Annotated in this window: 30 protein-coding genes and 2 pseudogenes; 6 read left to right on the top strand and 26 right to left on the bottom strand. The window is 39.7% G+C overall.

Going from position 1 to position 25,185, the window contains the following annotated elements; all coding sequences use genetic code 11:
- Positions 1 to 4 precede the first annotated feature (4 nt).
- Both CSV69_RS04495 and CSV69_RS04490 read left to right on the top strand, forming a co-directional pair.
- Positions 5 to 238, top strand: coding sequence for a hypothetical protein (locus tag CSV69_RS04495; protein WP_085426302.1), 234 nt, complete (start codon positions 5 to 7; stop codon positions 236 to 238).
- Between the two features lie 35 nt (positions 239 to 273).
- Positions 274 to 1,386, top strand: coding sequence for a GerAB/ArcD/ProY family transporter (locus CSV69_RS04490; protein ID WP_233192326.1), 1,113 nt, complete (start codon positions 274 to 276; stop codon positions 1,384 to 1,386).
- 103 nt (positions 1,387 to 1,489) lie between these two features.
- On the opposite strand, the gene CSV69_RS04485 is transcribed toward CSV69_RS04490, so the two are convergent.
- The 5 genes from CSV69_RS04485 to CSV69_RS04465 all read right to left on the bottom strand — a co-directional run bounded on the left by CSV69_RS04485 (position 1,490) and on the right by CSV69_RS04465 (position 4,763).
- Positions 1,490 to 1,744 carry a hypothetical protein gene (locus CSV69_RS04485; RefSeq protein WP_085426304.1) on the bottom strand — a complete coding sequence of 85 codons (255 nt, stop codon included), beginning with the start codon at positions 1,742 to 1,744 and terminating at the stop codon, positions 1,490 to 1,492.
- Positions 1,745 to 1,762: 18 nt separating this feature from the next.
- Positions 1,763 to 2,227 carry a hypothetical protein gene (locus CSV69_RS04480; protein ID WP_085426305.1) on the bottom strand — a complete coding sequence of 155 codons (465 nt, stop codon included), beginning with the start codon at positions 2,225 to 2,227 and terminating at the stop codon, positions 1,763 to 1,765.
- A 17-nt stretch (positions 2,228 to 2,244) separates the two neighbouring features.
- Positions 2,245 to 3,498, bottom strand: a complete 1,254-nt coding sequence (locus CSV69_RS04475; RefSeq protein WP_099692810.1) for a replicative DNA helicase — start codon at positions 3,496 to 3,498, stop codon at positions 2,245 to 2,247.
- The gene (locus CSV69_RS04470) at positions 3,495 to 4,289 is read right to left on the bottom strand and encodes a conserved phage C-terminal domain-containing protein (protein WP_099692809.1); all 795 of its coding nucleotides are present in this window, start codon (positions 4,287 to 4,289) and stop codon (positions 3,495 to 3,497) included. The genes CSV69_RS04475 and CSV69_RS04470 overlap by 4 nt, the downstream gene beginning before the upstream one ends.
- Before the next feature lie 165 nt (positions 4,290 to 4,454).
- Positions 4,455 to 4,763 (bottom strand): hypothetical protein, encoded by a 309-nt coding sequence (locus CSV69_RS04465; RefSeq protein WP_085426308.1) that lies wholly within the window; start codon positions 4,761 to 4,763, stop codon positions 4,455 to 4,457.
- Between the two features lie 565 nt (positions 4,764 to 5,328).
- Here CSV69_RS04465 and CSV69_RS04460 point away from each other — a divergent pair.
- Together CSV69_RS04460 and CSV69_RS04455 are read left to right on the top strand one after the other, a co-directional pair.
- Positions 5,329 to 6,804: a BCCT family transporter gene (locus tag CSV69_RS04460; protein WP_099692808.1), complete on the top strand. Its 1,476-nt coding sequence runs from the start codon at positions 5,329 to 5,331 to the stop codon at positions 6,802 to 6,804.
- A 41-nt stretch (positions 6,805 to 6,845) separates the two neighbouring features.
- Complete coding sequence (locus CSV69_RS04455; RefSeq protein ID WP_085426310.1) at positions 6,846 to 7,505, top strand: hypothetical protein; 660 nt, start codon at positions 6,846 to 6,848, stop codon at positions 7,503 to 7,505.
- Between the two features lie 64 nt (positions 7,506 to 7,569).
- Here CSV69_RS04455 and CSV69_RS17115 read toward each other — a convergent pair whose 3' ends face one another.
- From CSV69_RS17115 to CSV69_RS04430, 6 genes and pseudogenes are all read right to left on the bottom strand, one after another.
- Positions 7,570 to 8,142: a dienelactone hydrolase family protein gene (locus CSV69_RS17115; protein ID WP_233192325.1), complete on the bottom strand. Its 573-nt coding sequence runs from the start codon at positions 8,140 to 8,142 to the stop codon at positions 7,570 to 7,572.
- Positions 8,143 to 8,196: 54 nt separating this feature from the next.
- Positions 8,197 to 8,517: an alpha/beta hydrolase family protein gene (locus CSV69_RS17110; protein ID WP_233192324.1), complete on the bottom strand. Its 321-nt coding sequence runs from the start codon at positions 8,515 to 8,517 to the stop codon at positions 8,197 to 8,199.
- An 81-nt stretch (positions 8,518 to 8,598) separates the two neighbouring features.
- Complete coding sequence (locus CSV69_RS04445; protein ID WP_099692807.1) at positions 8,599 to 9,018, bottom strand: DUF1801 domain-containing protein; 420 nt, start codon at positions 9,016 to 9,018, stop codon at positions 8,599 to 8,601.
- 83 nt (positions 9,019 to 9,101) lie between these two features.
- Complete coding sequence (locus tag CSV69_RS04440) at positions 9,102 to 9,527, bottom strand: GyrI-like domain-containing protein (protein ID WP_085426313.1); 426 nt, start codon at positions 9,525 to 9,527, stop codon at positions 9,102 to 9,104.
- Between the two features lie 233 nt (positions 9,528 to 9,760).
- Positions 9,761 to 10,171, bottom strand: coding sequence for an SRPBCC family protein (locus tag CSV69_RS04435; protein WP_099692806.1), 411 nt, complete (start codon positions 10,169 to 10,171; stop codon positions 9,761 to 9,763).
- Between the two features lie 164 nt (positions 10,172 to 10,335).
- Positions 10,336 to 10,604: pseudogene (locus CSV69_RS04430) on the bottom strand (VOC family protein).
- A gap of 262 nt (positions 10,605 to 10,866) precedes the next feature.
- On the opposite strand from CSV69_RS04430, the gene CSV69_RS04425 reads away from it, so the two are divergent.
- Positions 10,867 to 11,295 carry a HEAT repeat domain-containing protein gene (locus CSV69_RS04425; protein ID WP_099692805.1) on the top strand — a complete coding sequence of 143 codons (429 nt, stop codon included), beginning with the start codon at positions 10,867 to 10,869 and terminating at the stop codon, positions 11,293 to 11,295.
- A gap of 73 nt (positions 11,296 to 11,368) precedes the next feature.
- Here CSV69_RS04425 and CSV69_RS04420 read toward each other — a convergent pair whose 3' ends face one another.
- From CSV69_RS04420 to CSV69_RS04405, 4 genes are all read right to left on the bottom strand, one after another.
- Complete coding sequence (locus CSV69_RS04420; protein WP_099692804.1) at positions 11,369 to 12,088, bottom strand: endonuclease V; 720 nt, start codon at positions 12,086 to 12,088, stop codon at positions 11,369 to 11,371.
- 112 nt (positions 12,089 to 12,200) lie between these two features.
- On the bottom strand, positions 12,201 to 12,752 hold the full coding sequence (locus CSV69_RS04415) for a CPBP family intramembrane glutamic endopeptidase (protein WP_099692803.1): 552 nt from the start codon (positions 12,750 to 12,752) through the stop codon (positions 12,201 to 12,203).
- 133 nt (positions 12,753 to 12,885) lie between these two features.
- On the bottom strand, positions 12,886 to 13,203 hold the full coding sequence (locus tag CSV69_RS04410; protein WP_085426316.1) for a hypothetical protein: 318 nt from the start codon (positions 13,201 to 13,203) through the stop codon (positions 12,886 to 12,888).
- A gap of 499 nt (positions 13,204 to 13,702) precedes the next feature.
- Positions 13,703 to 13,954: a hypothetical protein gene (locus CSV69_RS04405; protein WP_099692802.1), complete on the bottom strand. Its 252-nt coding sequence runs from the start codon at positions 13,952 to 13,954 to the stop codon at positions 13,703 to 13,705.
- Positions 13,955 to 14,235: 281 nt separating this feature from the next.
- Between CSV69_RS04405 and CSV69_RS04400 the strand changes: the two are divergent.
- Positions 14,236 to 15,206, top strand: a pseudogene (locus CSV69_RS04400) (siderophore ABC transporter substrate-binding protein).
- A gap of 132 nt (positions 15,207 to 15,338) precedes the next feature.
- Here the strand turns inward: CSV69_RS04400 and CSV69_RS04395 are convergent.
- The 11 genes from CSV69_RS04395 to CSV69_RS04340 all read right to left on the bottom strand — a co-directional run bounded on the left by CSV69_RS04395 (position 15,339) and on the right by CSV69_RS04340 (position 25,178).
- Positions 15,339 to 15,644, bottom strand: coding sequence for a TIGR04104 family putative zinc finger protein (locus CSV69_RS04395; protein ID WP_099692801.1), 306 nt, complete (start codon positions 15,642 to 15,644; stop codon positions 15,339 to 15,341).
- A 399-nt stretch (positions 15,645 to 16,043) separates the two neighbouring features.
- A complete protein-coding gene (locus CSV69_RS04390) occupies positions 16,044 to 16,439 on the bottom strand; it encodes a VOC family protein (protein WP_085426318.1) in 396 nt (131 codons plus the stop codon).
- Between the two features lie 81 nt (positions 16,440 to 16,520).
- The gene (locus CSV69_RS17000) at positions 16,521 to 16,697 is read right to left on the bottom strand and encodes a hypothetical protein (protein ID WP_198166203.1); all 177 of its coding nucleotides are present in this window, start codon (positions 16,695 to 16,697) and stop codon (positions 16,521 to 16,523) included.
- Between the two features lie 68 nt (positions 16,698 to 16,765).
- Positions 16,766 to 17,026, bottom strand: a complete 261-nt coding sequence (locus tag CSV69_RS04385) for a hypothetical protein (protein ID WP_099692800.1) — start codon at positions 17,024 to 17,026, stop codon at positions 16,766 to 16,768.
- Positions 17,027 to 17,311: 285 nt separating this feature from the next.
- Positions 17,312 to 17,497, bottom strand: a complete 186-nt coding sequence (locus tag CSV69_RS04375) for a hypothetical protein (RefSeq protein ID WP_099692798.1) — start codon at positions 17,495 to 17,497, stop codon at positions 17,312 to 17,314.
- A gap of 436 nt (positions 17,498 to 17,933) precedes the next feature.
- A complete protein-coding gene (locus CSV69_RS04365; protein ID WP_099692796.1) occupies positions 17,934 to 20,153 on the bottom strand; it encodes a transglutaminase-like domain-containing protein in 2,220 nt (739 codons plus the stop codon).
- Positions 20,150 to 21,196 carry a DUF58 domain-containing protein gene (locus CSV69_RS04360; protein WP_099692795.1) on the bottom strand — a complete coding sequence of 349 codons (1,047 nt, stop codon included), beginning with the start codon at positions 21,194 to 21,196 and terminating at the stop codon, positions 20,150 to 20,152. The genes CSV69_RS04365 and CSV69_RS04360 overlap by 4 nt, the downstream gene beginning before the upstream one ends.
- Before the next feature lie 11 nt (positions 21,197 to 21,207).
- A complete protein-coding gene (locus tag CSV69_RS04355; RefSeq protein ID WP_099692794.1) occupies positions 21,208 to 22,152 on the bottom strand; it encodes an AAA family ATPase in 945 nt (314 codons plus the stop codon).
- A 3-nt stretch (positions 22,153 to 22,155) separates the two neighbouring features.
- A complete protein-coding gene (locus CSV69_RS04350; protein ID WP_099692793.1) occupies positions 22,156 to 23,781 on the bottom strand; it encodes an ABC transporter ATP-binding protein in 1,626 nt (541 codons plus the stop codon).
- Complete coding sequence (locus CSV69_RS04345) at positions 23,754 to 24,623, bottom strand: energy-coupling factor transporter transmembrane component T (protein WP_099692792.1); 870 nt, start codon at positions 24,621 to 24,623, stop codon at positions 23,754 to 23,756. Before CSV69_RS04345 ends, CSV69_RS04350 begins: the two co-directional genes overlap by 28 nt.
- Complete coding sequence (locus CSV69_RS04340) at positions 24,624 to 25,178, bottom strand: DUF4430 domain-containing protein (RefSeq protein ID WP_099692791.1); 555 nt, start codon at positions 25,176 to 25,178, stop codon at positions 24,624 to 24,626.
- Between the last annotated feature and the right edge of the window lie 7 nt (positions 25,179 to 25,185).

The following is a 25,185-nucleotide window of genomic DNA, read 5'->3' as shown; positions in this document are numbered from 1 at the left end:
CATCATGATAAATAGTATAGGTATTCTCTTAATAGCAGCTGCCATTATCTGGTTTGAAGTTCCCCCTCTCTTAGATAAAAAACATAAAAAAGAATTGCTCGCGTTTTCTGTTTTTCTTACAATTGGAGTTGTATTAGGCATGGTGCTTGGATTTGGAAAGTCGATTCCAACACCACTGGACTTACTCACTTTTTTATTCACACTGTTAACTAACCTGATGGCTCCTTTGCTGAAGTAAAGATCTAAGTAAAGGGAAAGGTAGGATATGAAATGATGCAAAACGTAAAAATTAATCCATATCAATTTCTAATTTTGGTTATTTTCTTTACGATTGGTACAGGCATCTTAATTGTCCCGTCAGTTTTAGCTACTGAAGCGAAGCAAGATGCTTGGATTGCAGCAATCGTGGGGACAGTAATCGGCTTATTAGTCATATGGCTATTCACAACTATATCTCTTTGGTTCCCACACCTAACCTATATCCAAATCAATGAAAAGATATTTGGTAAATGGATAGGAAAAGCTGTTTCCGTACTATTCGTATCCATGGCTACTCTTTACACATCTAGTCTTTTGTATTATTCGGCTACATTTATAATGACTAATATGATGCCTAACACTCCAGTAGTAGCCCTGAATATTCTAATGATGGGGATCGTCGTAATGGGCGTCCGGCTTGGATTGGAAACGATCGCTCGTTCTGCAGAAATTTTTATTGTCGTATTTTTTGTCCTTTTTCTCATTTTAGCGGTGTTTATTTCACCTCAAATCAAGTTTGAAAATTTACAGCCTGTATTTGAGGCAGGGACCAAAACGATCGTTCAATCCAGCATCTATTTTATTACCTCTTCCTCTGTCAACGCCATTGTGTTATTAATGATCTTCCCGGCCTTAATTAATAAAGTGAAACAAGCTAAAAAGTCATTTCTACTTGGAAACTTAATAGGCGGAATCTTCATTTTCATTTTTACATTCTTAAGCGTTTCGGTAGTAGGTGCCGATGATACAGCAAGACAGATTTATCCAAGTTATGAATTGGCCAAACGAATTAATGTTGGGGATTTTGTACAGCGCATTGAAGAATTGATGGGTTTCCTTTGGTTTATCGCCCTCTATTTTAAGACGATTCTTTATTTTTATGCTTCTGTTTTAGGCATTGCACAACTATTAAATTTGAAAGACTACCGCCCTTTAACGTTACCCTTAGGCATGTTGGCCATTATACTCTCTCTTGTGATCTATCCTAACGTCGTCTACCAAAAAGAAGTGGAACAATCGACTGAAATATATTTCTCTATTACTATTGGACTGTTCTTTCCTCTTTTGCTCGCTATCGTATACGCATTTCGAAAAAATAAATTGAAAAAGGAACCCGATAGCCCTTAGTGAATCCGCTTAGGAATTGATGGTACATCAAGTAATCCAGCTCATTTGCTAACGTGAAGATGAGCTGGATTTTGATGTAAAAAGATCAAAATGTACATATCAGCTACAGAGTATCTCTTATTGGCTTACTTCCCACTACCGCCTTTCCCCCACTATACAAACCGCCAGCAGATAAACCCATGACAATTCCACTCAATACTCCACTAGCCCAGTCCTCTGGAAATACATATACGACTCCGCTTGCTACTCCAAGTACTATCGATACAACCGGACACCATTTCTTCTGCAGCCCATAGCCTTTTAACGCATCTACCAATCCGACGATCACTGGGACCAACACCATATCTGTTATTTCCACACCCCTCTCTCCTTTCCTTTATAACATACGTTGCACTAAGCGCTTCCCTGCTTCTACATGACCAACGTACACCGGAAACTGCATCACTCGTTTTCGGTACTCATACAAACTTTCTTCTTCGCCTGATTCAACAAAGGTTAATAAATTCGGCATCAATCGGTCGGCATGTGTGACTTTCACACCGGTCTCGCGAAACGTTTCGCTATGTAACCGATAAGCGTCTGCCTCTTTCTTGCTGAGATAAAACGCATACCAATTCGGTTGCTTACTTTCCACCACAAAGAGTTTGATGTCTCCAATACGCAATATGTTTTCTTTCATCGATTGCTGAATCGCTTCCTGATCGAAATCGATCTCTTTCAGTTTCTCGCTGTCTTCTTCCATGCGGATTTTTTGATTACTGATTGCCCAGAAAATACTGTGGGCGGTTAGGGACATATCGTTATCGATCGCGTAATCGAATAGTTCTTCAACTGTGATCATGTGTAACCTCTCCTTTTTTAACCTTGTAGGTCTCTGAGTCGACCCGTATCTTTGTCGTAGTAGACGGTGAAGCTGCCGACTGGGCCATTGCGGTGTTTGGCAACGGTAATATCCAGATGATTCGATACTTCCGAGTCCTGGTCGTAGTAGTCATCCCTGTAAAGGAAGCACACGACATCAGCATCTTGTTCGATGTTGCCTGAGTCACGTAAGTCGCTCATCACCGGGTGTTTGTCTTGACGTTGTTCGACGGCTCTTGATAGCTGCGACAAGACGACGACAGGGCAGTTAAATTCTTTCGCCATGGATTTTAGATCTGCGCTAATTTGACCGATTGCCTGATTTTGATTGTTCGCTGTTTCTTCTGGTCGGATGATCTGCAAGTAATCGACGAAAATGATCGGACGCTTTTCTGGATTTGCTTTAATGATTTTACGGGCTGCTGCTTTCATTTGGCTCACTTTTAATCCGCTTCGGTCGTCGATTCGGATCATAGCACTTTGCAGGAGTTCTAGCGCCTTCATCCAGCTATTCTTTTGTGAATCAGGAAAGTACTTATACGGATCGCGCATTTTCAAACGACTGTATCCACCAACTGAGGCAATGAGTCGGTCTGATAGTGTTTTACGGCTCATTTCCAGTGAGAAAATCATTGGCAAATGATTAGCCAATCCAGCAGTAAGTGCGAAATGATTGAGTGTGTCCGTCTTGCCCATCGATGGTCTCGCCGCAATGACAATGAATTCACCATCTCGGAATCCGTTCAGTACATAATCCATAGACTGTAAGCCCGTACTTATTCCTGTCATGTCCGGTGCTTTGATGAATGGTTGTTCGTATTGAGATGCAAGATAGTTGTCGAGTAACTCCAGTTCCACGGATGCATGATCACTATCCAGTTCGTCTAAAGCATTCTGAACCTTCCCAATCACCCACCGCTCGGCCAACGCTCGCTGCAAAGTCTTTTCCGTTTCAATCTTCTTATACTTGTTGATCACGATATCCAAGTATTCGTCAAAGCGATCCGGGTTTGCAAAGCGACGTAAATCCGATACATAATTTGCTCCACCTAGTTCTGCTGGTTCACGTGTCGTCAGAATGGTAATGAAGTCGACTGAGCGTCCCTGTAATGCCAATCCTTTCATGGACAGATAAATACTTCTGTGTAGCTGTGTCTCAAAGAAAGCTACTTGGATTCCACTGTCGAGTATTAGATAGTTTTCTTGCATCATCGTACCGAGAAGACTTTTTTCTACTAGTTCGTTCATCATACGTGATCATCTCCTTTCGTGAAATCTAGCACTGGCGGAACGAGCGGGCGTCTTTTCGGTTTCTTCGACAAAGTCTGTTCGTTCACATAATTTTCGAAGTTACTTGCGCTAAACAACGTCGCAGGCCGCAAGTATTGGTTGAATTCCGGTAGATGCAACCACTGATTTGTTTTGAGGTCGATGACACGTATGAAATCTTCTTGTGTATATCCCTCGCTCAATCGATCGTTGATACATTTTCGAGTAGTAACGTTTTCAGTTTTGAACTTTTTTCCGGTTTTGTTATTTAAGTACTCAATAACAGAATGGAGGACGTCGAGATTCATCTCGACACTCTTTTTATTCTTTATTATTAAAGGTTCTTTAAGTTCTTTAGTTATTGGCTTGCCCAATTCCGACACCTGGAGTTGCTCAACATCGACACGTGCAGATGGCGGTGTTGAGCAAGCGATTTGCCCGATTCCGAACGATTTTTTTGGAAGTAACGTATAGTCGATTCGATACCATTTCGTTTTATCAATTTTCATATGGTTGTGTTGATCCGTTGAAATGAGATAGCCCTTATTTTCCAAATCATAAATTATACGGCGTATCGTATTTGTAGACCAAAACGTAAATTCTTTTGTCCAGTCCACATACGTCTTATAGACCCATTTATGACCGTCCTTACTGTTTTTGGAAACAAGCGAACGGAAGTGCAATTGCTGTAAAAATAGTGCGCCATTTATTCCCACTTCGTGTACAAGCGATGGTAATAACGGAATCGTCTCTTCTTCAATTAATAATTTCATATGGTGGTCCCCCTAAATTTGTTGTAAGAGTACGCGTTTCGCACTCCTTACACTCCATATAGAAAGTTTTTCAGGAAAGGATACTCATTTTGAAAATTAATTTTACGAAATTTAAAAATGAGTTGAAGTAATGTACTCCAACCCCTTGTAACGTATCGCTTTTCTCTACACATACATTGCATAATTAATTCGATAATATTTCGATGTACTTCCTTCTCTGCCGGTCATTACGTCCAAATAGCCGATGGTTTCCAAATTCAAAAGAATGCTTTCGATCATCTTGAGCGACCAGAATGGGAACATCTCTTGCCATTCATTTGCCGTTTTATAAATCCAGCAATCTTGATTTTGTTCATTTTTCAAGCTGTAAACATACGCATGAATTTCTTGCAATGCGAGGTATTCATGCCAGGCGTTTTGTTCCACTAATAAATTCGGCGTTTTTAAATAGTGCATAGTAGCGGTTTGTCTCATATCCCATTCCCCCTCGATGTAACTTGCTCGTTTCATACGTTATATAGCGAGATTTATAGAGAGGGATACACAAAAAATAAACCGGTCGCTTTTACTACAAGCGGTCAGTTTATGATCTTTACTGATTGGGTGCTCAATCTCACCCACAAGTGTCGTGCCGTGTTATCGTTCCATTGATACTCCAATGAATGCTATACTAAGATACGTTGAAAACAGACTGCTTTAAGCTATCATCATCGATAGACATGGTTGTAATGATTTTCCAACGATTTCAGTTTTCTACTGCAGAAGAATAGCCGCTGAGGAAGTAATTGGGGATGCCTATTTACGCATAGAAGTATTTGCAGTTTTTAATCATTCATCCATATCGTCAAATCAAAAATCTGCTAAATGAGTGCTTTGCAGCGTGTATCATTCATGCTTCTTTTAAACTTAGCTACAACTCATTCGAATCATGCAATGGATCATTTCATCACCGTTTACAAGACATGCTCTTCGAATTTCACATAAAGAATGACATTACATAAAACTGCACATACTAATTTGCAGTTGGAAATGGGGGATTATATTGAATATCACAAAAGTATTCTGGTATAGCATAGTCATATGTATAGCAATTGTACTTTGGGGATCTATTGCCCCTGAACATCTAAATGGATTAACCGCATCTATGACAAGTTTTATTTATACTCATTTTGGTTGGTTTTATATGCTCGTCATTGTTGCCATGATAAGCTTTTGTTTTTATATGATGTTCTCACGTTTTGGTAAAATCAAACTAGGAAAAGATAGTGATCAACCAGATTACAGCTTACCAGCATGGTTTGCCATGTTATTTAGTGCAGGTATGGGAATTGGGCTCATGTTTTTTACAACAGCAGAAACGATTTCACATGCTTTCATTAAATCACCAAACGCTGTGCCGGGATCAGAACAGGCGATTTTGGATTCTATCCAATATACATACTTACACTGGGGTTTTCATGGCTGGGGATTATATGCCGTTATCGGTCTGATCTTCGCTTATTTTAAATTTCGTGTCGGTGCACCTGGGTTAATTAGCGCAACACTTGAACCATTATTTGGAGCAAAGGCTATGCGTGGTCCATTCGGGCAAATAATTGATACCCTCGCTATTTTCGCAACCGTTGTCGGCGTTGCCTCCACACTTGGATTTGGCTCAGCACAAATTAATAGTGGGTTAACCTATGTATTTAATACACCCAACACTTTTTGGTTTCAGTTGCTTATTTTGGCGATTGCGACTGTCATTTTCATCCTATCTGCTTGGTCAGGTATTGGAAGTGGTATAAAATACTTAAGTTCAATTAACATGTGGCTTGCCATCATACTATTATGCGCACTATTTGTAGTTGGTCCATCGATGTATATTTTAAATATGTTCACAACGGGTATTGGTAATTATATAAGCAACTTTATTCAAATGAGCTTCGAGTTAAAACCAGAAAACACAGAACAACGAGCCTGGATTAACGATTGGACAATTTTTTATTGGGCATGGTGGATCTCTTGGGCTCCATTTGTTGGAATGTTTATTGCTCGCGTATCAAAAGGACGTACCATCAAACAATTTATTACGGGTGTATTAATCGCCCCTACACTTGTGACCATGGTCTTCTTTGCTGTTTTTGGTGGTTCAGCATTGAATATAGAGCGAAACGGTATTGCCAAGTTATCTGAATTAGCTACAGAAACGGTGACATTCGGTATGTTGCAGCAGTATCCATTTGGAACCGCACTTTCATTCTTGACGATCATCGTCATTGCGATATTCTTTATTACGTCAGCCGATTCAGCCACGTTTGTACTTGGTATGTTCAGTACCGGTGGTCAGCTAAATCCATCCAACTCAGTGAAAATCATTTGGGGTTTACTACTTTCATCGATGGCTGCCATTGTCATGTATTACGGAGGGATTGGCGGATTTCAGAACATGCTTATTATTGCTGGTTTACCTTTTTCCATTATTCTTATTTTGATGCTCCTGTCTTTTTACAAGACAATCAAGAAAACACGGTAAATGGTAGTATAGACTATATTTTAGATGAGGCGGGATCATAGATGAAGCTATTAAACGTTCGTAAAGGTCAATTCGTTTATTATAAAAATAAATTACACAAAGTATATTCTATAAAAACGTTCCTTCAAAAGTCGGTTCACCTCATTCGGTTGGAAGATTATGAACAAGAATTGGCTACAGCGAAAAACATTGATTATTATAAACCAAGACATTTGGATAGTTTTGTTTTCCTTAAAAAACGTTATACACTTGATAAAAACGTCAAAGCTAAAGTTGGCGATTACATTTTAGTTATCAATCCAAAGCCTGATTTGCTCGATTTCCATCATCTTCATGCAATAGAACTCGTTTCATCGATTGAGAAAAATGGCATAGTTAGTAGTAAATCTAATGGCATTAAACATCATGAATATTGGGTGATGGTACCTGGGCTTATGGAAGGTGCAACGGATATTGACTTACAAAATCCAGCGGTAGATGTAGTGGATGAACACGTATTAAATGAGACAGAAGCCGAATTGCTGGAAACGCATATACCGAAAGTCGGGGATGTGTATCAAAAAAATGATAGTGTGCCTTTTAAAGCGATGATCATCGCAATAAAAGGGGAAAACGTTTTTTTAGGTGGCAATGTAGAAGTGGAAATGAGTGAGTTAATAGATAATGAAGAATGGAGTTATGTACCAAGTATATTGAACTAGTAATTTGAGATGACAATGGAATAGTTGCCTATTTCTAATGCACAACGTTACTAAACGTTGTGCATTAATTTGTATTAATGGATCTAGATACTGAATGAATCCAGTCGGAAATATCCTGAATCACTTGTTGATCAATATGCTGTGCAACGTTATACTCTTTCTTTGCTTTTCGTATTTCACCATAAACAGATGGCATGAACGCATGATTCAAATTGGGATAAAGTTTATACTTAACCTTTGGATGATCTCCCAAAATTTCCTGATAACCGTTAAAATCATTATCCACTGAAACATGGAAGTCTTTCTCTCCTTGTAGAATGAACAAAGGCTTATTTAATGCAAGTAAATATTTAGCAGATGGATGTTCACCCATTTCTTTCAAATAGTATGCTCTAACATGTTTCCCCAAAACTTTAGTTGTTTTTGCTTCTTCATCGCTTAGATTATAGATGTTCTCAAATTTTGTCGATAACGCTGCTATTTGTTTACTTGCAATTACTTTCAAAAATTTATTAAGTGAATGTAATACTTGATTATTTTGATCTATTAAGATTTCTTCCAATTTGCGTGGGGACCCAGCCATTATTACAATCCCAGCAAACTTACCACCTTCTGCATCAATTCTTGGGGCCAACATTCCACCTAAACTATGACCAATAATGAATATTTGGTTTGCATCAATACGTGAATCTTATCGTAAAAAATTAGCGGCGAGAATTGCATCTTCGATCGTTTCTTCTTTTACAGATAGGGCACTATCTTTTTTCATTTCTTTGCCGTAGATGAATGTTCTCTTATCAAATCGTAGGACGGCAATTCCCTGTTTCGACAAACCATCAGCAAGATCCTTAAAAGGATAAATGTTTCCGATTTTTCCATCCATATTGCTTGGACCAGAGCCATGCACCAATACAACTCCAGGTATCAATTTATTCGATTCATCAGGAATGGCTAAAATTCCGTTTAGTGGATACTTCGTTTTGGCACCGATCACAATCATTTCATCCGTCATTCTGTTCCCTCCTTAAATGGTCAATCAATATACGAATTATAATAGTTTCGTATAGTATGCACCGCTGACATAACGTTATTCTTAACTTGAATAGGCTTCTTTCAGATAAATGACAGTTTGCTTAATTAATTCCACCAATACTTCTATATCAATATCGTCTACTTTATTTATATACACACATGATTTTCCGGTTGTATGTTTCCCGAAACGTTCCAATAACGCACTTCTATGTTTTTCCCCCGGAGTAACATATAAGCTGATTTTAGCCTTTCGTGGTGAAAAGCCAACAATCAGTGCATCCCCTTCGTGTCCAGATTTATATTTGTAATGATATTTGCCAAATCCTATAATACTTGGTCCCCACATTTTAGCTTCATAACCTGTTGCATCTGTAAATATATCTAATAACCTAAATGCATCTTCGCGTTTTTTAGGTTGTTCTACGTTTTCAATAAATTCTATAACACTGCTGTCAGTTTCTGTAGTTTTTAATTTGTACATCATCTAAACTCCTTTAAATGCTAGATGTTAGTTACTCGTTTAAAGTTGAAGAAATTCTTTCCCTAACACCGTAACATTATGTATTATTCAATGGCCATCAGAACTTCCAGTGTATAGGCTTCCGCCCCCAATGCATGAATATAACGTTCCAATCCAAAGCTTTCTCTAATCCGTATCCCAGGTTTATTTATCAGTTCTGAAAATACATAAGGTATGCTCTCTATTCCGTCCAATACGTCTGCTACAATAAATTTGCCGTTTGGAATCACTATTTCTTGCAAGTCAGGTATCCCTATACAGTGCTCTTTTTTGATACCTGCTAAATAATGAATGAAACCATCCTCTATTGCTATGGTAATGCCAAAGGATTCATCAGCCAGTTTAACATTTGGATATTTCTGCAGTTCTTCGTTTAATCGATCCCACAACTTAGGAATCTCCGAAATAGGTCCTTTCATTTCAAAACCTTTCACTGTGAATGATTCCATATATATTATTCGTGTTTCCATTGACTTCACTTCCTACTCATTACTTAATTATGATCTTCTTCTGAAATTACAGTAAACGTTACAACTACTATTATTTTTTTCAACAAATGTTTATATTGAATGAACTTATGATCCAGTACTTCTGAAGTTTAAAAACAGCACACTAATTGGTAAAGAGTATCCTTTAGTGAGCTGTTTAATATCTCTTATTTTATACTAATTGTGCCTGTAGACTTAGTTGCAGCTAAATGTAGTTATTGTTCCAACATTTTTTTGAGTTGCTCACCAAAATTCATCCAACTATATTTAGCTCCTTCCAGTGCTCCTTTTGTTGCTTTTGTTTGTTCACTGAAGCCGGTTTGTTCAAAATGTACTCGTGTAGCAACTTCTGATTCTGCTTTTAATGTCCATGTAATTATAGTGGTTTCCCCTTCGCTTGCCCACTTGTAAGAGAGGATATAAGGCTCCTCTACTTCGAGCACCTCACCATCCACGATGCCATCCCACCATTCATTTGGCTCTGAACGAAATTGGAAGGCTTCTCCTATTACTGGCTTAAAATCATTTTTCCAAATCCATTTTTCCAATATATTTGAATCTGTTAATGCCTTCCACACTTGCTCAACTGAACTTGTCATTTGAAAATCTAATGATACGTCTGCCATTTTCTATTCCTTCAATATTCTCTTATAGACGATACGTCTTCCATACTCAAATTCTCGCAAATAACCATCTGAATTTCTATTTTGAAGTTATCGGTAATTTCGTACAAAAGGTAAGTCTTACGCATCCGCTAACACTATTTTCAACCCATCGGTAAGTCCAGTTGCTAAGAAACACCAAACTGGTCATTTAGCCAACCAAACTTCTTACTGAATCCATAGTCCCCCAACGGCATAAGTGCTTGTCCATTCATCAATAACTTTTCATACAGTGGGTAAAGATTGCGTGCATCACTGTACCTTCTTCTCCCGCTTCATTTTCTCCATAATGAATTATGCTTGTAATACCCGAGTCTTCAATAAGTGAACAATAATAATTCATTGCTTCTTCTGCGTTGCCTTCTTGAAACATTAAGAATGGCGTCACTTTTTTCATTGGTGATCATTCCTTTCTTGTTATGTCAAATAAGTTATTATTGCTATCGAAATTTTTATAACCTAACTAGTATATTACCCAATATACCATTAAGTAATACGAACATTCTATGTGGAATTCATTTTCAACTTTTGTTGCAAATGAACCACTTTCTCTATATACCTGTACTAGTGATTCATCGCTATTTTTGCCTTTACAACGTATAATGAGGTAACAGAAGAAGATTTATTTATTCTTTAGTTTAAAAAAGAGGTGCAATGACTTGAAACAATTTGAAACAACATTACCTGAGCAGTATGAAGCATTAAAAAAACAGGCCAATTATACGTCTAGCTGGCGAGATCGTTTGGAAGCAGTCAAAACGTTATCGGATTATAAACATGACAAAGTCATAGATTTATTAAAAAACCGCATGCAGCATGACACTGTTTACGAAGTGCAAGTAGCAGCGTATGAAGCACTAGCAGCGTTTGGCGAGGATGTAGAGAAGCCAGCGCCTGCACGTTTTGACATTATCAAAAACACAGACAAGATCTTCTTGCGCGTGAAAAAAAGCTTGCCGAAAGATCATACCGTGGCAGACTTTGCGGATAAATTAAAACGTATGCGTATAGATGTCTTTGATGCATATGAAGGCGACAAAGGTGCAGAATTTATGAACTGGTTAGAGCAACGTTGGGCGAAGCTGTAATATGAAAGAAAGCCATTTTCTCAGCAGAGAAAATGGCTTTCTTTATTTCACATTTACATTAAAATCATCCACTTCAAAATTCCTTCACCCGTAGCAGCCTTCTATTTCTCTTTGTCGCCAAATCTGCCAGTCTAACCGGGATAGGTGTTCGACTTTCATTATTGATTAATTCCATAGTAATAGAAGTTGCAGTCGGTAAGTCTATATAGTTCCCACATGAAACAAATATCGGTTTTACATTTCGATGCGTTCGTAAAGCTCTGCCGTAGATCTCTTTGTGTATACGTATATCTTCATAAGAACCCGCCTCGTTTTCAGGCATTTTAAATTCGGCATACGCTATTTTCAAGTAACTTTTGGCAATGCCGATAGTTGGTTTATCCAGAAAGAAAGAAGCATGCGTTGCGATTCCCATATGCCTCGGATGTAAATAGCCATTGCCATCAAACATAAATAGATCTGGCGTGTGCGTAAGCTTTTTGGCCGCTTCAATAACTAAAGGAAGTTCCCGAAATGCCAAATAGCCGGGAATATAAGGAACGGTGATCATTCCTTTGCTCGTTGTTTCCTCAATAACTGCCTTTGTAGCATAGTCAATGACGACGATGCTGCAAACACCCCATTCCATCCCATCATCTTCCCAGTAAGCTACGTCCACCCCTGCAATGAGATGCATAGCAGAAGCAGTCGTACTGTTTACCAAACGTATCTTTTCGTTTAAACCGCTTTGAATGGCATTCCATTTCTTATGGTCATTCAATAGCGGATGAACATCCTGTATATGTATTTTCATTCCTCCCAGATGAATAAATTACTTCTTTCTATTTAGAAATCAGCTAACCTACTTTTAACTATAATATGTTCGGTATGAACGATATATATACTCTTCCCCGCTACTAGTGAAATCATTTCTTGAAATTTATTAATTTATATTTGAATAATATAGTCATCCCAACATTCATGATGAAATGAACAAAAATCGGCACTAGCAGATTGTTCGTTTCAAAGTAAATCCAACCAAAAACTAAGCTTGGGATGCAAATATTCAGTAACATAATAGGCTTTTTAAAGTATTGGGTATGTATGAGCAAAAACAAAGCAGTTGTTAATAAAATAGCACCCCATTCGTGGGATATATAAAGGAAAAGTACGTTTTGAATGATGCCCCTAAAGAATGTCTCTTCAAATACTGCGGCAATGAACATAAACAGGAAAATCCTTGGCAGTGATTCGTCTTGATAGGAATTATTGTTATCATCGATAAAAGTAGATGGAATCGTAAAAGTCAGAACGACTCCGTATATGACTAAAGCAATGGATGAAAAAACTACAATCATGATAGATTCCATTGGTTGATCAAATGAAAGTAGATTTTGTATGGTGAGAATGTCGTAAACTAACAAGGCAAATAGAATAGCTATACAAATAAACGTAAATGAAGTAAATACGATAATCATATCTAAAGTTTTGGATTTATGTGTTTTTTTTTTGACACATTGTGAACTTGATCCATTAAAATGACTTCCTCTCTAGATGACGTTGTTCAAGTTGAAATACTAGCTGGTGATTCTTAAACTTTCTAAAATCCCCTCATTTTCTAGGGAGCGTTCCATTCGTTATCTTATTCATCATTTTATCCGACAAAGTTCCAATGCTGATCAGAACAAGGAAAACAATAATGAGGAAAACGAGAGATTGCAAGAAGATATTCGAAAACTGTCCCGCCATCCAATTTCCACCGTAATAAATCAGAGACGTTATAGCTAGTACCGTAAAGACAAAATTAATGGCCACACCTATACGTTGGCTTGTATGTAGCTTTTTAATCTCTCTCCAAGTTTCTTTGTCTTTTATGAAATTCCGTATCACTAGTAGTACTAATAATGAAATTAAAACATAATCGTTCACGTTCACCCTCCTCTATTAACGTACAAGATCATGCTCTATTTTTGAATGAAGTGTAATATTATATCACTTATGTAGGTTTCCAAGAATACTGCCAAGATAATGAGCGGCCCTATTAGCGTCACGTAGATTTTTATTATTTGCCTTTTATTTATTAACTTAAAAATGTGTAACGCCTCTTCTTTACAAATGCCTTTAAAGTTGAAGCTTTACGGAAAAACCAACGTCTGCTTGTCTATCTACGAGAACCAGGATTTCCACCATACGATCATTCGAACGTACAGATGCTACTACTTTTCACTCCTCAATAAAGTACGGACTCAAGTATGCGATTCCTAGACTAACGCCGAGCGCTACTGAAAAAGCAGTTAATACGTTGAGATTATCTTTAAAAATAATATTACTTAGTATACAAAGAACAAAAAGAATCAAAAAGTATTTCAAAAATTTAGTATGACGTTTTCTCAAATTCTTGACTCCCCATTCACCTTGTCTAGCGTTATTAAAATATTCTTCCGTTCGTAGAAGGTATGACCCAAACTTTATATCGGTCCTCTGGTGTGTTTTCTGTAATCACCTTGAATTCTTCTATCGCAGCAAGCCTAAAAGCTAATGCATACGCTATTTTATAATCACACGTGTCATAGCCATCATACAATCTGGCATACATTTCATTTGCTATTGAATCGGCCCACACATCCGCTTCGAACAAGCTATCAAATATAATATCCTCAGTTTTCCACCTATCCGTCATCTTTTAACCTCCTATTATTGAGTTCGATTCATTAGAAATTTTTAAAAGCTACTATCCCTTTTCCTTCCACTTGAAAATGATAGTCATTATCACTTGTTTATTGTATACTAAAAACAATCTTCCTCTACTTGATTTCTTGTAGGGATCAGCTTTATTATACAAAGAAAGGACGAGTTAATAAAACATATATACATACTTTGCAACATGCAAATGGTTTTCTATCCGTATTTCCATGTAAGGTAGAGTCATTCGTAAATTCATCAAAAGTGAGGTTAATTATCGTGAAAAAATGGTCATTATTTGTATTCATATTTGCCTGTATGCTTGTGATCTCCGCATGCGGATCGAATGAAACGGATACACAAATAGACAAATCGTCTAGCACTACTCAAGAAGGCACGGAATCGACTGAAATCAAGATTAAGCATGAACTTGATGATCAAGAAGTAGTTTTGAATAAAGTTCCAGAAAAGTTGTAGTATTGGATTTTGGTGTTTTAGATACTTTAGATTCATTAGGCATTGAAGTTGCAGGTGTTCCACAAAATGCGGTACCTGAGTATCTAAAAAAATACGCTGGATCTGAGTATACGAATGTCGGAAGTTTAGTGGAACCGGATTTTGAAGCAATTGATGGAATGAAACCAGACCTTATTATAATCGGAGATCGTCAAGCTGAAATGTATGACGAATTCAAGAGTATTGCGCCAACCGTTTATATGAGTGTCGACTTCACGAACTATATCGATTCATTTACAGACAATATGGAAACGATTGCGAATATATTTAATGAAAAAGAACAAATCGACAAAGAAGTAGCTGAATTAAATGAAAAAGTCGAGGCTGTTCAAGAGAAAACGAAAGATCTAGATGCGAAAACGTTAATTGTCATGGTCAATGAAGGAAAAATAAGTGCTTACGGGCCGGGTTCTCGTTACGGTGGATTCATCCATGATGTCGCTGGATATAAAGCGGTAGATGAAAACATTGAAAAAGCGAGATTTGGTCAATCCATTAACTTCGAATATATAACGGACAAAAATCCAGACATTATCTTTGTGGTTGACCGTAGTGCAGTGCTAAATACCGCGCATGATAGCACGAAGGAAATATTTGAAAATGAGCTTGTGAAAAGAACAACTGCGTACAAGAATGACCATATTATTTATCTGGACACAGAAGCATGGTTTTATGGCGGCGGATTGCAATCATCGAAAGTGATGGTTGAAGATACAAGTGCGTATTGGAATTAACAAGATTCACATCTTGTTGTTTATAGACTAAAGAAAAACTATCTAAAGCTGTCGGAGTCTCTCCGTTTGCATTAGATGGTTTTTTTCTGTGTAATCAAGTGAATAGCGCTTGCCCTTGGCGCTATACTAATCTCACTCCTCCCCTATGTACGTCTCTTGGCTACTTAACTTCACTATAAATGGATACAGAATCAGAACCAAAATAAATAAAATAGGAAATAAGCTGAATATTATAGTCCCCGGAATGTCAAAAAACAATTGAATAACTAATGGCAATAAAACAATCAAAGTTAATATACCCATTTTCCCCTTAGACTTTTGCGTTTGATACTGTGTTTTATCGCAGTGAGGGCAAGTCATGGCAGGGTTCAATGTGGAAGTCTTTTTTATTGTTTGTATCCAACTCCATTTATTATGACAAATTTGGCATGTTGGCATATAAATCACTCCTATATCTCTTTTGTCTGGCCTTTTAACGGCATGGAATATCTAAAGCCATACCCACTATCCCCGTGCTGAATTCCTTTTTTTAATTAATAAATCCGAAACTACAAATGATATTACGGGAACTAACGGTAACAAAATTATCCAATTTCTAAAGCTGAAATAAAGTAAGGGCGCAATAAAAGCAATTGCACCAAAAAATATAGTTAATCTGGACTTACTCTTTAGCCCGAGAAAAAGAAGAATAAGTGATATGAAAATCATTAATCCCACGAAAATATTTAACACAAAATTCACCCTTTCACTTGTTAATAGCCTAGTGCGTCTGCAACAATCTAGCTCGTTTAAAGCACAACATGTCATGTTTCGTTATTGCCCTCTATTCTTGAACTATTAAGGGGCTACAAGCTCCACTTTTATTCTGTCTGGGTCTTCAAAATAAACAGCATAATAGTCCTTTCCACCAGCGAATGGATGCTTCTTTGTATAAAGTATAGAAATCCCCTTACTTTTCAATTTCTCTGTTATGTCATCGACGTGTTGACGTGAAGCAGCGTGAAATGCTAAATGATTTAATCCCACTCTAGATCTATGATAGGGGACGTCAAGGAAACGTTCTTCTGTTTGAACAAAAACTAGATAAGTATCATCTAATTTCCAACTTTGTCCGCTTTTCCACTCTTGAAAGGAGCTGTATCCTAATTCCTCAAGAAACCAACCCCAAAAATTGATTGTTCTTTTCAAATCCGAAACATATATCTCAACGTGATGAAGTAATCCTTTCGACAATAAATAACGCCCCTTTATTTATTCAAATAGTCCCATTTAGGCACAGTTCTTGTTCTGTTATCCCCCCGATTGTAGTAATCGCTATTTTTTTTTAATGGACTCTCGGCTCATTAAATAATAAGCAGTGCCAGCTATAAATAACCCTGTACTAAGCCACATCGCTATACCGTTCCATTCGGCATTAAACAATGTGATATTTGTTAGGTTCACAAAATATATGGCAATTAAAATAACGTATAATCCCATTATTTCTTTCATTTTCACACCCCCACAAAATGGTCTATTCCTGAAATAGGTGCAGATCTCTAATACAAGAATTGCGCCCTTTATCGTAATAAGTAAATGTAAATTATAAATAGCAAAGAAATCGCTATGATAGATTTAATCCATAATATTTTTTTACCTATACCAGCTTTCCCTTCAAGATAATTTAAGTAAATCATTGTTAAAGGAAAACCTAACAATGCAAATGAAGAATCCCCACCAACGGCTTCAACATATTTGATTAATCCTACTACAATGATGAGAAGTCCTAGTGTACCAATGGACATATTAAAGTATAAAGTGCTCCTATCGTTTTCCTCCAATTTTTCTCCTCCCAGTTGTATATATCTATATTTACTTATTCTCACTTCTAAAAACTAATCCTTGTTAAACTAAATGGTCCGATTGCTTAACAGGTGTAAGTCTTTGATCGAGAGTTGCTCCAATACAAGAAAAGACTGCTTTATTCCAGTTATGCATTTCGTCTAGAAATATGAAAATTGTTATGAGAACAAAGTTTTGCATAGCTGACACTCTAATTCCAATAAAGGTCTCTTCACTGTTTGCGACAGAGACGTAATTATATCCATTACTTGAATAACAAACCGTCATTTAATAGCTTTCTTGAACTCTACTAGCCCTAAAATCAACATCGCTGTAGCTAAAGTATTTATTAGTAATATTAACCACCGCCTTATTTTTCCTTTGTACAAATCCTCGATCATCGGATCTGTTTGCTTGGCAATGTTCGCCCAGTTGGCGCCTTCATTTATGGAACTACCAAAGTGGTTCATCTTTTCCACTTAATTTGATTTTCGAAATTAAAAACGGAACAAATAGTAGACTTAACCATCCCAAAGTTAATAATTTCTGCGATTCAGCTGAGATGTATTGTCTGCCACCACAATTGGGGCAGTCTTTTCCCTTCTTTAAAAATCCAAGTGCGATTATGTCTAATACATTCCACTTGTTGTTACAGTTAGTGCAACGTGGCATGACGATCCCCTCCTATCCTTCTTTAACCAACACCCATGTTCTTAATGAAAAACTAACTTCCAGTAAGAACATGGACCACTCTAGTATTCTTACGTTTATATAGTAGAGTAGGTTTCACTTTTTTGACGGTTTCGAATTCATAGAACTATGTCCCGGCCTTCTTCCTATTGTTACTGCTCTATCTATTTAAAAAAGAAAACACCGCAATATGCGATGCTTTCTTCTACTTCCTATTTATTGATGACGCAAAACAAATCGCAATTTCTTCAACCCTTTTTTCGATCTCTTCACCGCCACATAAACTTGCGCAAATAACTTCTCTACCTTTGCGCGTTCTTCATTGGTCACACTATGCGGACTATATTTGGCTTTTTGATAAATTTTCAAACTGTCTTCTGTGTCTTGTTGAAGTTGCGGATCAATTCCCCCAACTGCGTCAGGTATTGTTTTAAATGAAGGTAGTTTCGCAACAACTTGTTCTTTTTCTAACATTTGCACCATGAGCTGGACATGGTTCACAACAGCTACTCGATGATCTTTAACTTGGAGTTTGTGCTGACGTTTTCTCTTTCTTAAGACGTACCATACAAACAGGATGAATAGAATCACAACGATGATCATATTCAACCAGAACCACAACACCGTGTTTGGATTCACTTGCTTTGCATCTTCTGGTTTGTCCTGATCTTGCTGCACTTCCGTCGTATCATTCGGTTCAGGTTCAGCTGCACCTCCGCCAGTGACATCCGGTGAATCAGCGCCCGAAGCTGGATAGTCTTTTTTATTGATTTCTGGCATTTTCTCAGCATACCCCGGTGTCACTTCAATCGGCACCCAGCCGACCATATCGACGTAGATTTCTGTCCACGCATGAGCGTTTTTCTCGCTGATGTTGATTTCACTGAATGACTGAAGATCTTTCACGTCATCCAGCCCAACGATATAGCCTTCCGCATAACGCGCAGGTGTGCCGAGCATTCTGAATGCTAATGTCGCGACCGTCGCATAGTGAACGGAGTAGCCTTCTTTTGACTCTTCCAATATGCCCGTCACAAAATCCTGATCTTGTATCGGTTCGGCATGTTCGTTATAACTCATCGACTGTGCTAAGAAACGTTCCACTTCTTGAATCGTTTGTTCATATGGTAAACGTCTTTCTAAATCGAGTACGTTCTCGTCTAAATGGTTACGCAACACATTCAAGCTATCTTGCGGCACAGTAAGATATTCATTGTAGACATATTGATTGTAATGACTTTCACGACGTAAATAGTCAGTGTTTTTTGTTGCATATAACGCATTAGCGATTTGTGGATAATCGGTGTAGGGCGTTAACATATAGTTCATTTCTACTGTGCGTCTGCCGAAGATCCCTGTCGCATGCAGCGCGTCTGCTTGTTTCGTACGGATGAGGTTTGTATCGATCCCTGCCAATTCATACGGTGCATACATATATCGACTTGATGCACCGACATTTTGAATGATGAGTTTCGCTTCTTCGTACTTCTCTGGCAAACTACTTTTTGCAGCCAAGCTTAACTGTTTCGCTCCGGTGAAATCTTCTTTCTCTAGCGCTTCAAGCAACGACTTCTCTTTCCTATATGCGTCGCCCTCGATTTCCTTCCAGCCGACCGGTGTGTAAGTCGAACCGACGAATCCTTTCAAATACAGTGGACTCGGATTTTCCATCACGACTTTTAACACGGTATGGTCGTCCGGTGTAAACGTGGAAAGCCGATTGAAGTTGCCGCCTGTCAGCACAGGTGCCCCGCCTTTAAAATAGCGTACTTTCTCCCCTTGATAACGTACAGTGTCTTCCCATTTTGAACTGCCCGTAAATTCTCCATTGCCGTTTTGGTTGATTGCCGTATAAGCAAACATCAGCACGACCAATGAAATAGGTAAGATCGCCACCCGTTTCCACCAACGCAATGAAAGTTGATTCATATACAACAGTGTCAAAATCAACACTGCGAAAAACAAAATGTCCAGGATCAATGATGGAGACGTACCTAGAAGTACTTGAATCGACCAAATCACAAGTGCTAGCGTCACGACGATCCAACGTTTTTGATTGGCAATCGCGTAATAGATAGCACTACCGACCAATAAAGCGATTTGACCGAGGATCATACCGTTCAGCCAGGAGTCTGTTTCATTTACAGACAATACATCCATATAAATATGATTGTGTTCTGCAAGTGTAACGAACAACGCGTTGATCGTCCGCTTCACGTCATCCACGTACTTCGATAGGAAGATTAAACTGAAGACGACACTTGCGATTAATACGGCGTCGCCACCACGTTGTGTCCACTGAATGCGCGCGACCATCCACAGCAACACGAGCACCAGTGCAGGTCCGATATGAATTTCTGGAAACAACATCGCACGGATCACAAGGAAGGCCGCCACTAGCACACTATACGCTACTACTCCATTGAGCCATTTCATACAGCGGATCCCTCCTTATTCTCCGAGATCACGATCGTTTGATATTCTGTGCTGCGCGCATTATTTGTTGTCAACACGATACAATTTGGATACGTTCTTCTCAACGTTTTCCATTGTTCATCCGACATCGATAACGCGGATGCACTTTTTGTTAGTACTTCTTTTATCGCCAGTGCGGCTTCGCGTTCATTTTTAATCGTCAACTGCTCACTTGTTGTGTGATCTACTAGAAGCTGGACTTCATGATGGCCTGCGACATAGGAATACAACAACGCGGAAAACGTTTCGATGAATTCATTATAGAGTGCGACGCGATTTGTAAACGACGTGAAATCAACCGTCATCATTACCGCATCCCCTATGAGCGTTTCATGCTGTTTGACGAATAGCTCGTCGACTTTACTCGATAACTTCCAGTGAATTTGTTTGACCGAGTCGCCTGGTTTATACACCGATACTTCCGCAAGCTCTTCGCCATCGATTTTCTTCATCGGAATCGCACCTGGCGTTTGCAGCACATGCTGATTCTGCTCGATGCGTTGAAGTTTCAAGAAATACGGATTCGGCATGATCAACATCGTGGACTGCGTATCGATCTTCTGCACCGAACGGAAGAATGCGAAACTGTCTTTGATGGTCATCTGTTTCATTCTTATCGTCACTTGTCCCATATATTTCTGCGGCAGAATGAATGCAAATTCTTCGGCACTCTTCGCGGGGATGGATAAGATGTGCTCGTGAGTTTCTTGCCTGCCTGTGAATACGTGCTCGATGACGAGTTGGATATGTAGTTGTGTGACGGGTAATCGAGTCGTGTTTTCTACGCGTAGTTGATAGCCCATCTGATCATTCTTATATAGTTCATTCGTTGCTATGATCTCGCAATGTAATTTTCCTTTTACGAGGTAAACACTTAACACGAGCCACAGCCAAACAATGAATGATCCGACTGCGAACAGTAGCGCGAAATGCGTCGTCGTAAAGATGAAAAATGCGAGCGTGAACAGCAGCCAGACGACGCTGATCAGTAATGTAAACAGCATACTATCAGCCCTTAAAATGTCGCAAGCATTGCTTGATCGGGCGTGGCAACACTTTGCAGTAGTTTTTCGAGTAGCGCATCTTGTTCCGCTTCAGCACCTGGTACGCTCGATAGGATGACGCGGTGTCGGCTCGTCGGTAACCACACGGCATGGACGTCTTCTGGAATGACGTAATCGCGGTCTTGCAGGAAGGCATGTGCTTTCGCCATCTGACAGAGTGCGAGTGCGCCACGCGGGCTAATTCCTTGATGAATTGACGGATGGTTTCGCGTTTTCTCCGTAAGTGCCGTGACGTAACGCAAGATTTCTTCGTGAATGAAGAGGTTTTGTACTTGCTGTTGAAGCGCAAGTAATTCGTTTTTTGTGATGATCTGTTCCAGTGAAGATAGCGGATCGGTCTGCTGTCGATTTTTCAGCATCTCGACTTGATCTTCAAAATCAGGATATCCGACACTTAATTTTGTCATAAAACGATCGATTTGCGCGCTAGGTAACGGCTGCGTTCCGATCGTGCCGTACGGATTTTGCGTTGCAATGACGTGAAACGGTGCGGGCAATGGATACGTCACACCATCGACTGTCACTTGTCTTTCCTGCATCGCTTCAAGCAATGCCGCTTGTGTTCTTGAAGACGTCCGGTTGATTTCATCTCCGAGCAATAAGTTACACATGACGGCACCTTCTTTAAAGACGAATTCATTCTTTTCTTTATCGAACATCGTGAAACCGATGACGTCAGATGCCACAACGTCTGGTGTGAACTGGATACGGTTTGAATCAAGTCCGACGACCCGGCTGAATGCTTTTGCGAGTGTCGTCTTCCCGACTCCCGGTAAATCTTCGAGCAGTACATGTCCTCCAGCTAGAAACGTCATCCATACTTTTTGGATGACGTCGTCTTTCCCGTTAATTACTTTTTTCATTTCATTGAGTACGTGTGTTGATTGATTGCTCATTCGTCAGTTCCTCCTGTTGTTGCTGTTCACAGCTTCCACGATATCGTCCGCTGTAATAGCAAATGGAAATAATCCTCGCGCGATTTTACTCGCCGCGGTTGTATAAAATCGATTGGACGTAAAGAACGTCTTCGGGTTATTGATCGCGATCAGTGATTTGTCGAACAGCATGCCGACTCGTGTTGACACTTCTGCCGCAAATTCTATGTCGTGCGTTACGATGATCGTCGTGATATTGCGTTTTTGCAGTGTTTGAATCAACTGAACCACTTCTTGTTTCGACATGACGTCCATTCCTTTAGTCGGTTCGTCGAGCAATAAAATAGCTGGATTATGCAGCAATAATTTCGCCAATGCGATCTTTTGCTGCTCACCGCCACTTACATCAAAAGGGTTTCTCTTTGCTAACTGTTCAATTTGTAGCTGTTTCATCATATCCGTAACAGTGGATTCTCTTTGCTCTTTCGGCAATTTTTGCACAGCAGCCAACAGTTCTTCGTTCACTGTCGAGTGCATAAACAACGCTTGCGGGTTTTGCGGCAATAAAACGATATTACCTTTCCACTTAGCTGGCACGACGTCATCCATAAGAATCTTACCTGCATACGGCTTATGCAATCCCGCAAGCAACTTTAAGAACGACGACTTGCCGACCCCGTTGCCTCCGACGATCGTGAAAATTTCTCCACGGTGAATCGTCACGCTCATATCCGCAAGCAAATCATCGCTTTTACGGTTATAACGGAAATACAGATTTTTTACTGTAATGAGAGGGGGATGCTTTTTCCTCATCGGATCCATCGGCGGTACAGCGGGTGGGTAGCGCCGAATGAAGTCCATCCCTTCGCGCACAGTAATCGGCGTGTTCTCCAGAAAACCAAGCTTATGATAGACACGCATCGCCGCAGTGAGTGCGTCAAGCATCGGATGGTCGAGTAACGAATGACCGATCAACTTCGGCGTCGAATCGTACAGAAGCGAGCCGTTTTCCATGAATAATACGCGGTCACAGACAGGCAACAATTCTTCTAGCCGATGTTCGACAATGAGAATCGTCATGCCGAGTTCTCGGTTGATTTTATCAAGCAACGTCAAAAACTCGGAAGCCGCGATCGGATCGAGCTGAGAAGTCGGTTCATCGAGCAATAAAATTTCCGGCTCCATCGCAAGCACTGCCGCTAAATTGACGAGTTGTTTCTGCCCGCCCGATAAGTCGCTAATACTGTCATGTAACCAGTTCTGAATGCCGAAGAAACTGGCCACTTCCGCAATCTTCCGCTGCATCTCTTCCGTCGCGACCCCCATGTTCTCGAGGCCGAACGCGAGCTCTTGCCAAACTTTCTCCATGACCATCTGCTCGTCGGGATTTTGCATCATATAGCCGATCGCGGTCGCCGTCATTGTAGCGGGCAGGTCATCGAGTTTTCGACCGCTGAAATACACATTGCCGCTCAATTTACCAGTAGGTCGCATTTCCTGCTTCAGCATCTTGAGTAACGTCGACTTTCCAGAGCCCGTAGGACCAAATAACGTCACGAACTCCCCTGGCATAATCGAAAAGGAGACGTCACGCAAGACTTGTTGTTCTTCATAATAGAAGTTTAGATTTTCGACTGTAAGTATCGCCATTTGACACTCTCCTTCGCTTCATAGATAAACGGCAACAGCATCAGTAAGCTAATAATGACATAATGCCCTGTACCTAGTGTCTGTTCACTAATTTCCGGGTAATACTGTGTTTGGTGTTGCGTGAAGTACCCGATGTAATAGAGAAGAAATAAAACGAGTCCTGCAGTCAGCACACCGTCACGCTTCGTAAAACGCATGATTTCATACTGCGTCCTCGCTTTCGTCATACCATATCCACGTGCTTTCATAACGTCTGGCTTCACAAAGACGAACTCAGCCGTCTGGACAAGTGTCTGCCGCCATAAAGCGAACGCTCGATGAAATTTCACGAATCTGCTGGATACTTTGTAATAACCAATCCCACGCTGCGCCATGTGTTTTTCCTGCCATTTCGTTTTAAATGTAGGAATGAACCGCCATAGCATCGAAACGAGCATACCGAGATTAGCAGACACTTTCGTCACTACAGCAAGTATTTTATTCGTCGTGAAAATCTCGAAATAACTCTTCATCCAAAAACACGTCGCGACAATGGCCCCCGCTAGAACGAGACCTTTCGTTACAGCTTCCCGCGTCACCGCATGGTCGTTCAGAAAAAACAAGGGAGTGAAACCGTTATGCACATACGATGGGTACGCGAGCGCAATGAATAGAAAGACGAAAAAGTAATACAGTAGATCTTTACTTGCCGCCCGTACTCCGTGCAACATGGAAAAATACAGAATACCGCCGACGAGCGAAAGCGCCACGATGATCGGATGAAACGAGCTGAACATCGTGACGAGGACAACGGTCATATAGACAAGTAGCAATACAGGATGAAAGTTCGAAAATGCGCTCATCTAGTTTCCTTCTTTCTTTGTTTGAGGTATGTAGCCATCCAGATCCCGTCCTAGATCACATGTGTAGTAGAATTCGACTTCATCGCCGTCATGCAGTTTGTATTGACTAACCCCCTGACTCGGGAATTCGTCGTTCACTTTATACATCCAACCACTTAACGGCCCACAATTAAACTCATACAAATAGTTGATGCCTTGAACGTAAATACTGTTGTAGATATTATAGTCGGCTCCTTGGTACTCCATCGGGATGCGGTGGTGGCGAGTCGCGCGGTCGAGAAGATCAAACGCGGTATCCCCGCTACGTAAAACATATTCCGATTTCGCAAGGATTTCGCCGTCCGGTTCGATATATTTCTCAAGGCCGGCTTTTAACTGGTCCATTGAATCGAGAACGGCATCACTGCGTATTTCGAGCGTCACTGTCTCTGAGTCTTCGGTAATTTCGTCGACATGTGTCAAATAATACTCTTCTACCGACTGGATTTTCGTTCCCGTAATGAGCCATCCGACAATAAAGAGGATGAATGCTACGACTAATAGATCTTTCTTCATTATATCC

This window comes from Sporosarcina sp. P26b, assembly GCF_002743245.1.
Lineage (GTDB): Bacteria > Bacillota > Bacilli > Bacillales_A > Planococcaceae > Sporosarcina > Sporosarcina ureae_C.
This window is presented reverse-complemented; position numbering and strand designations above follow the sequence as displayed.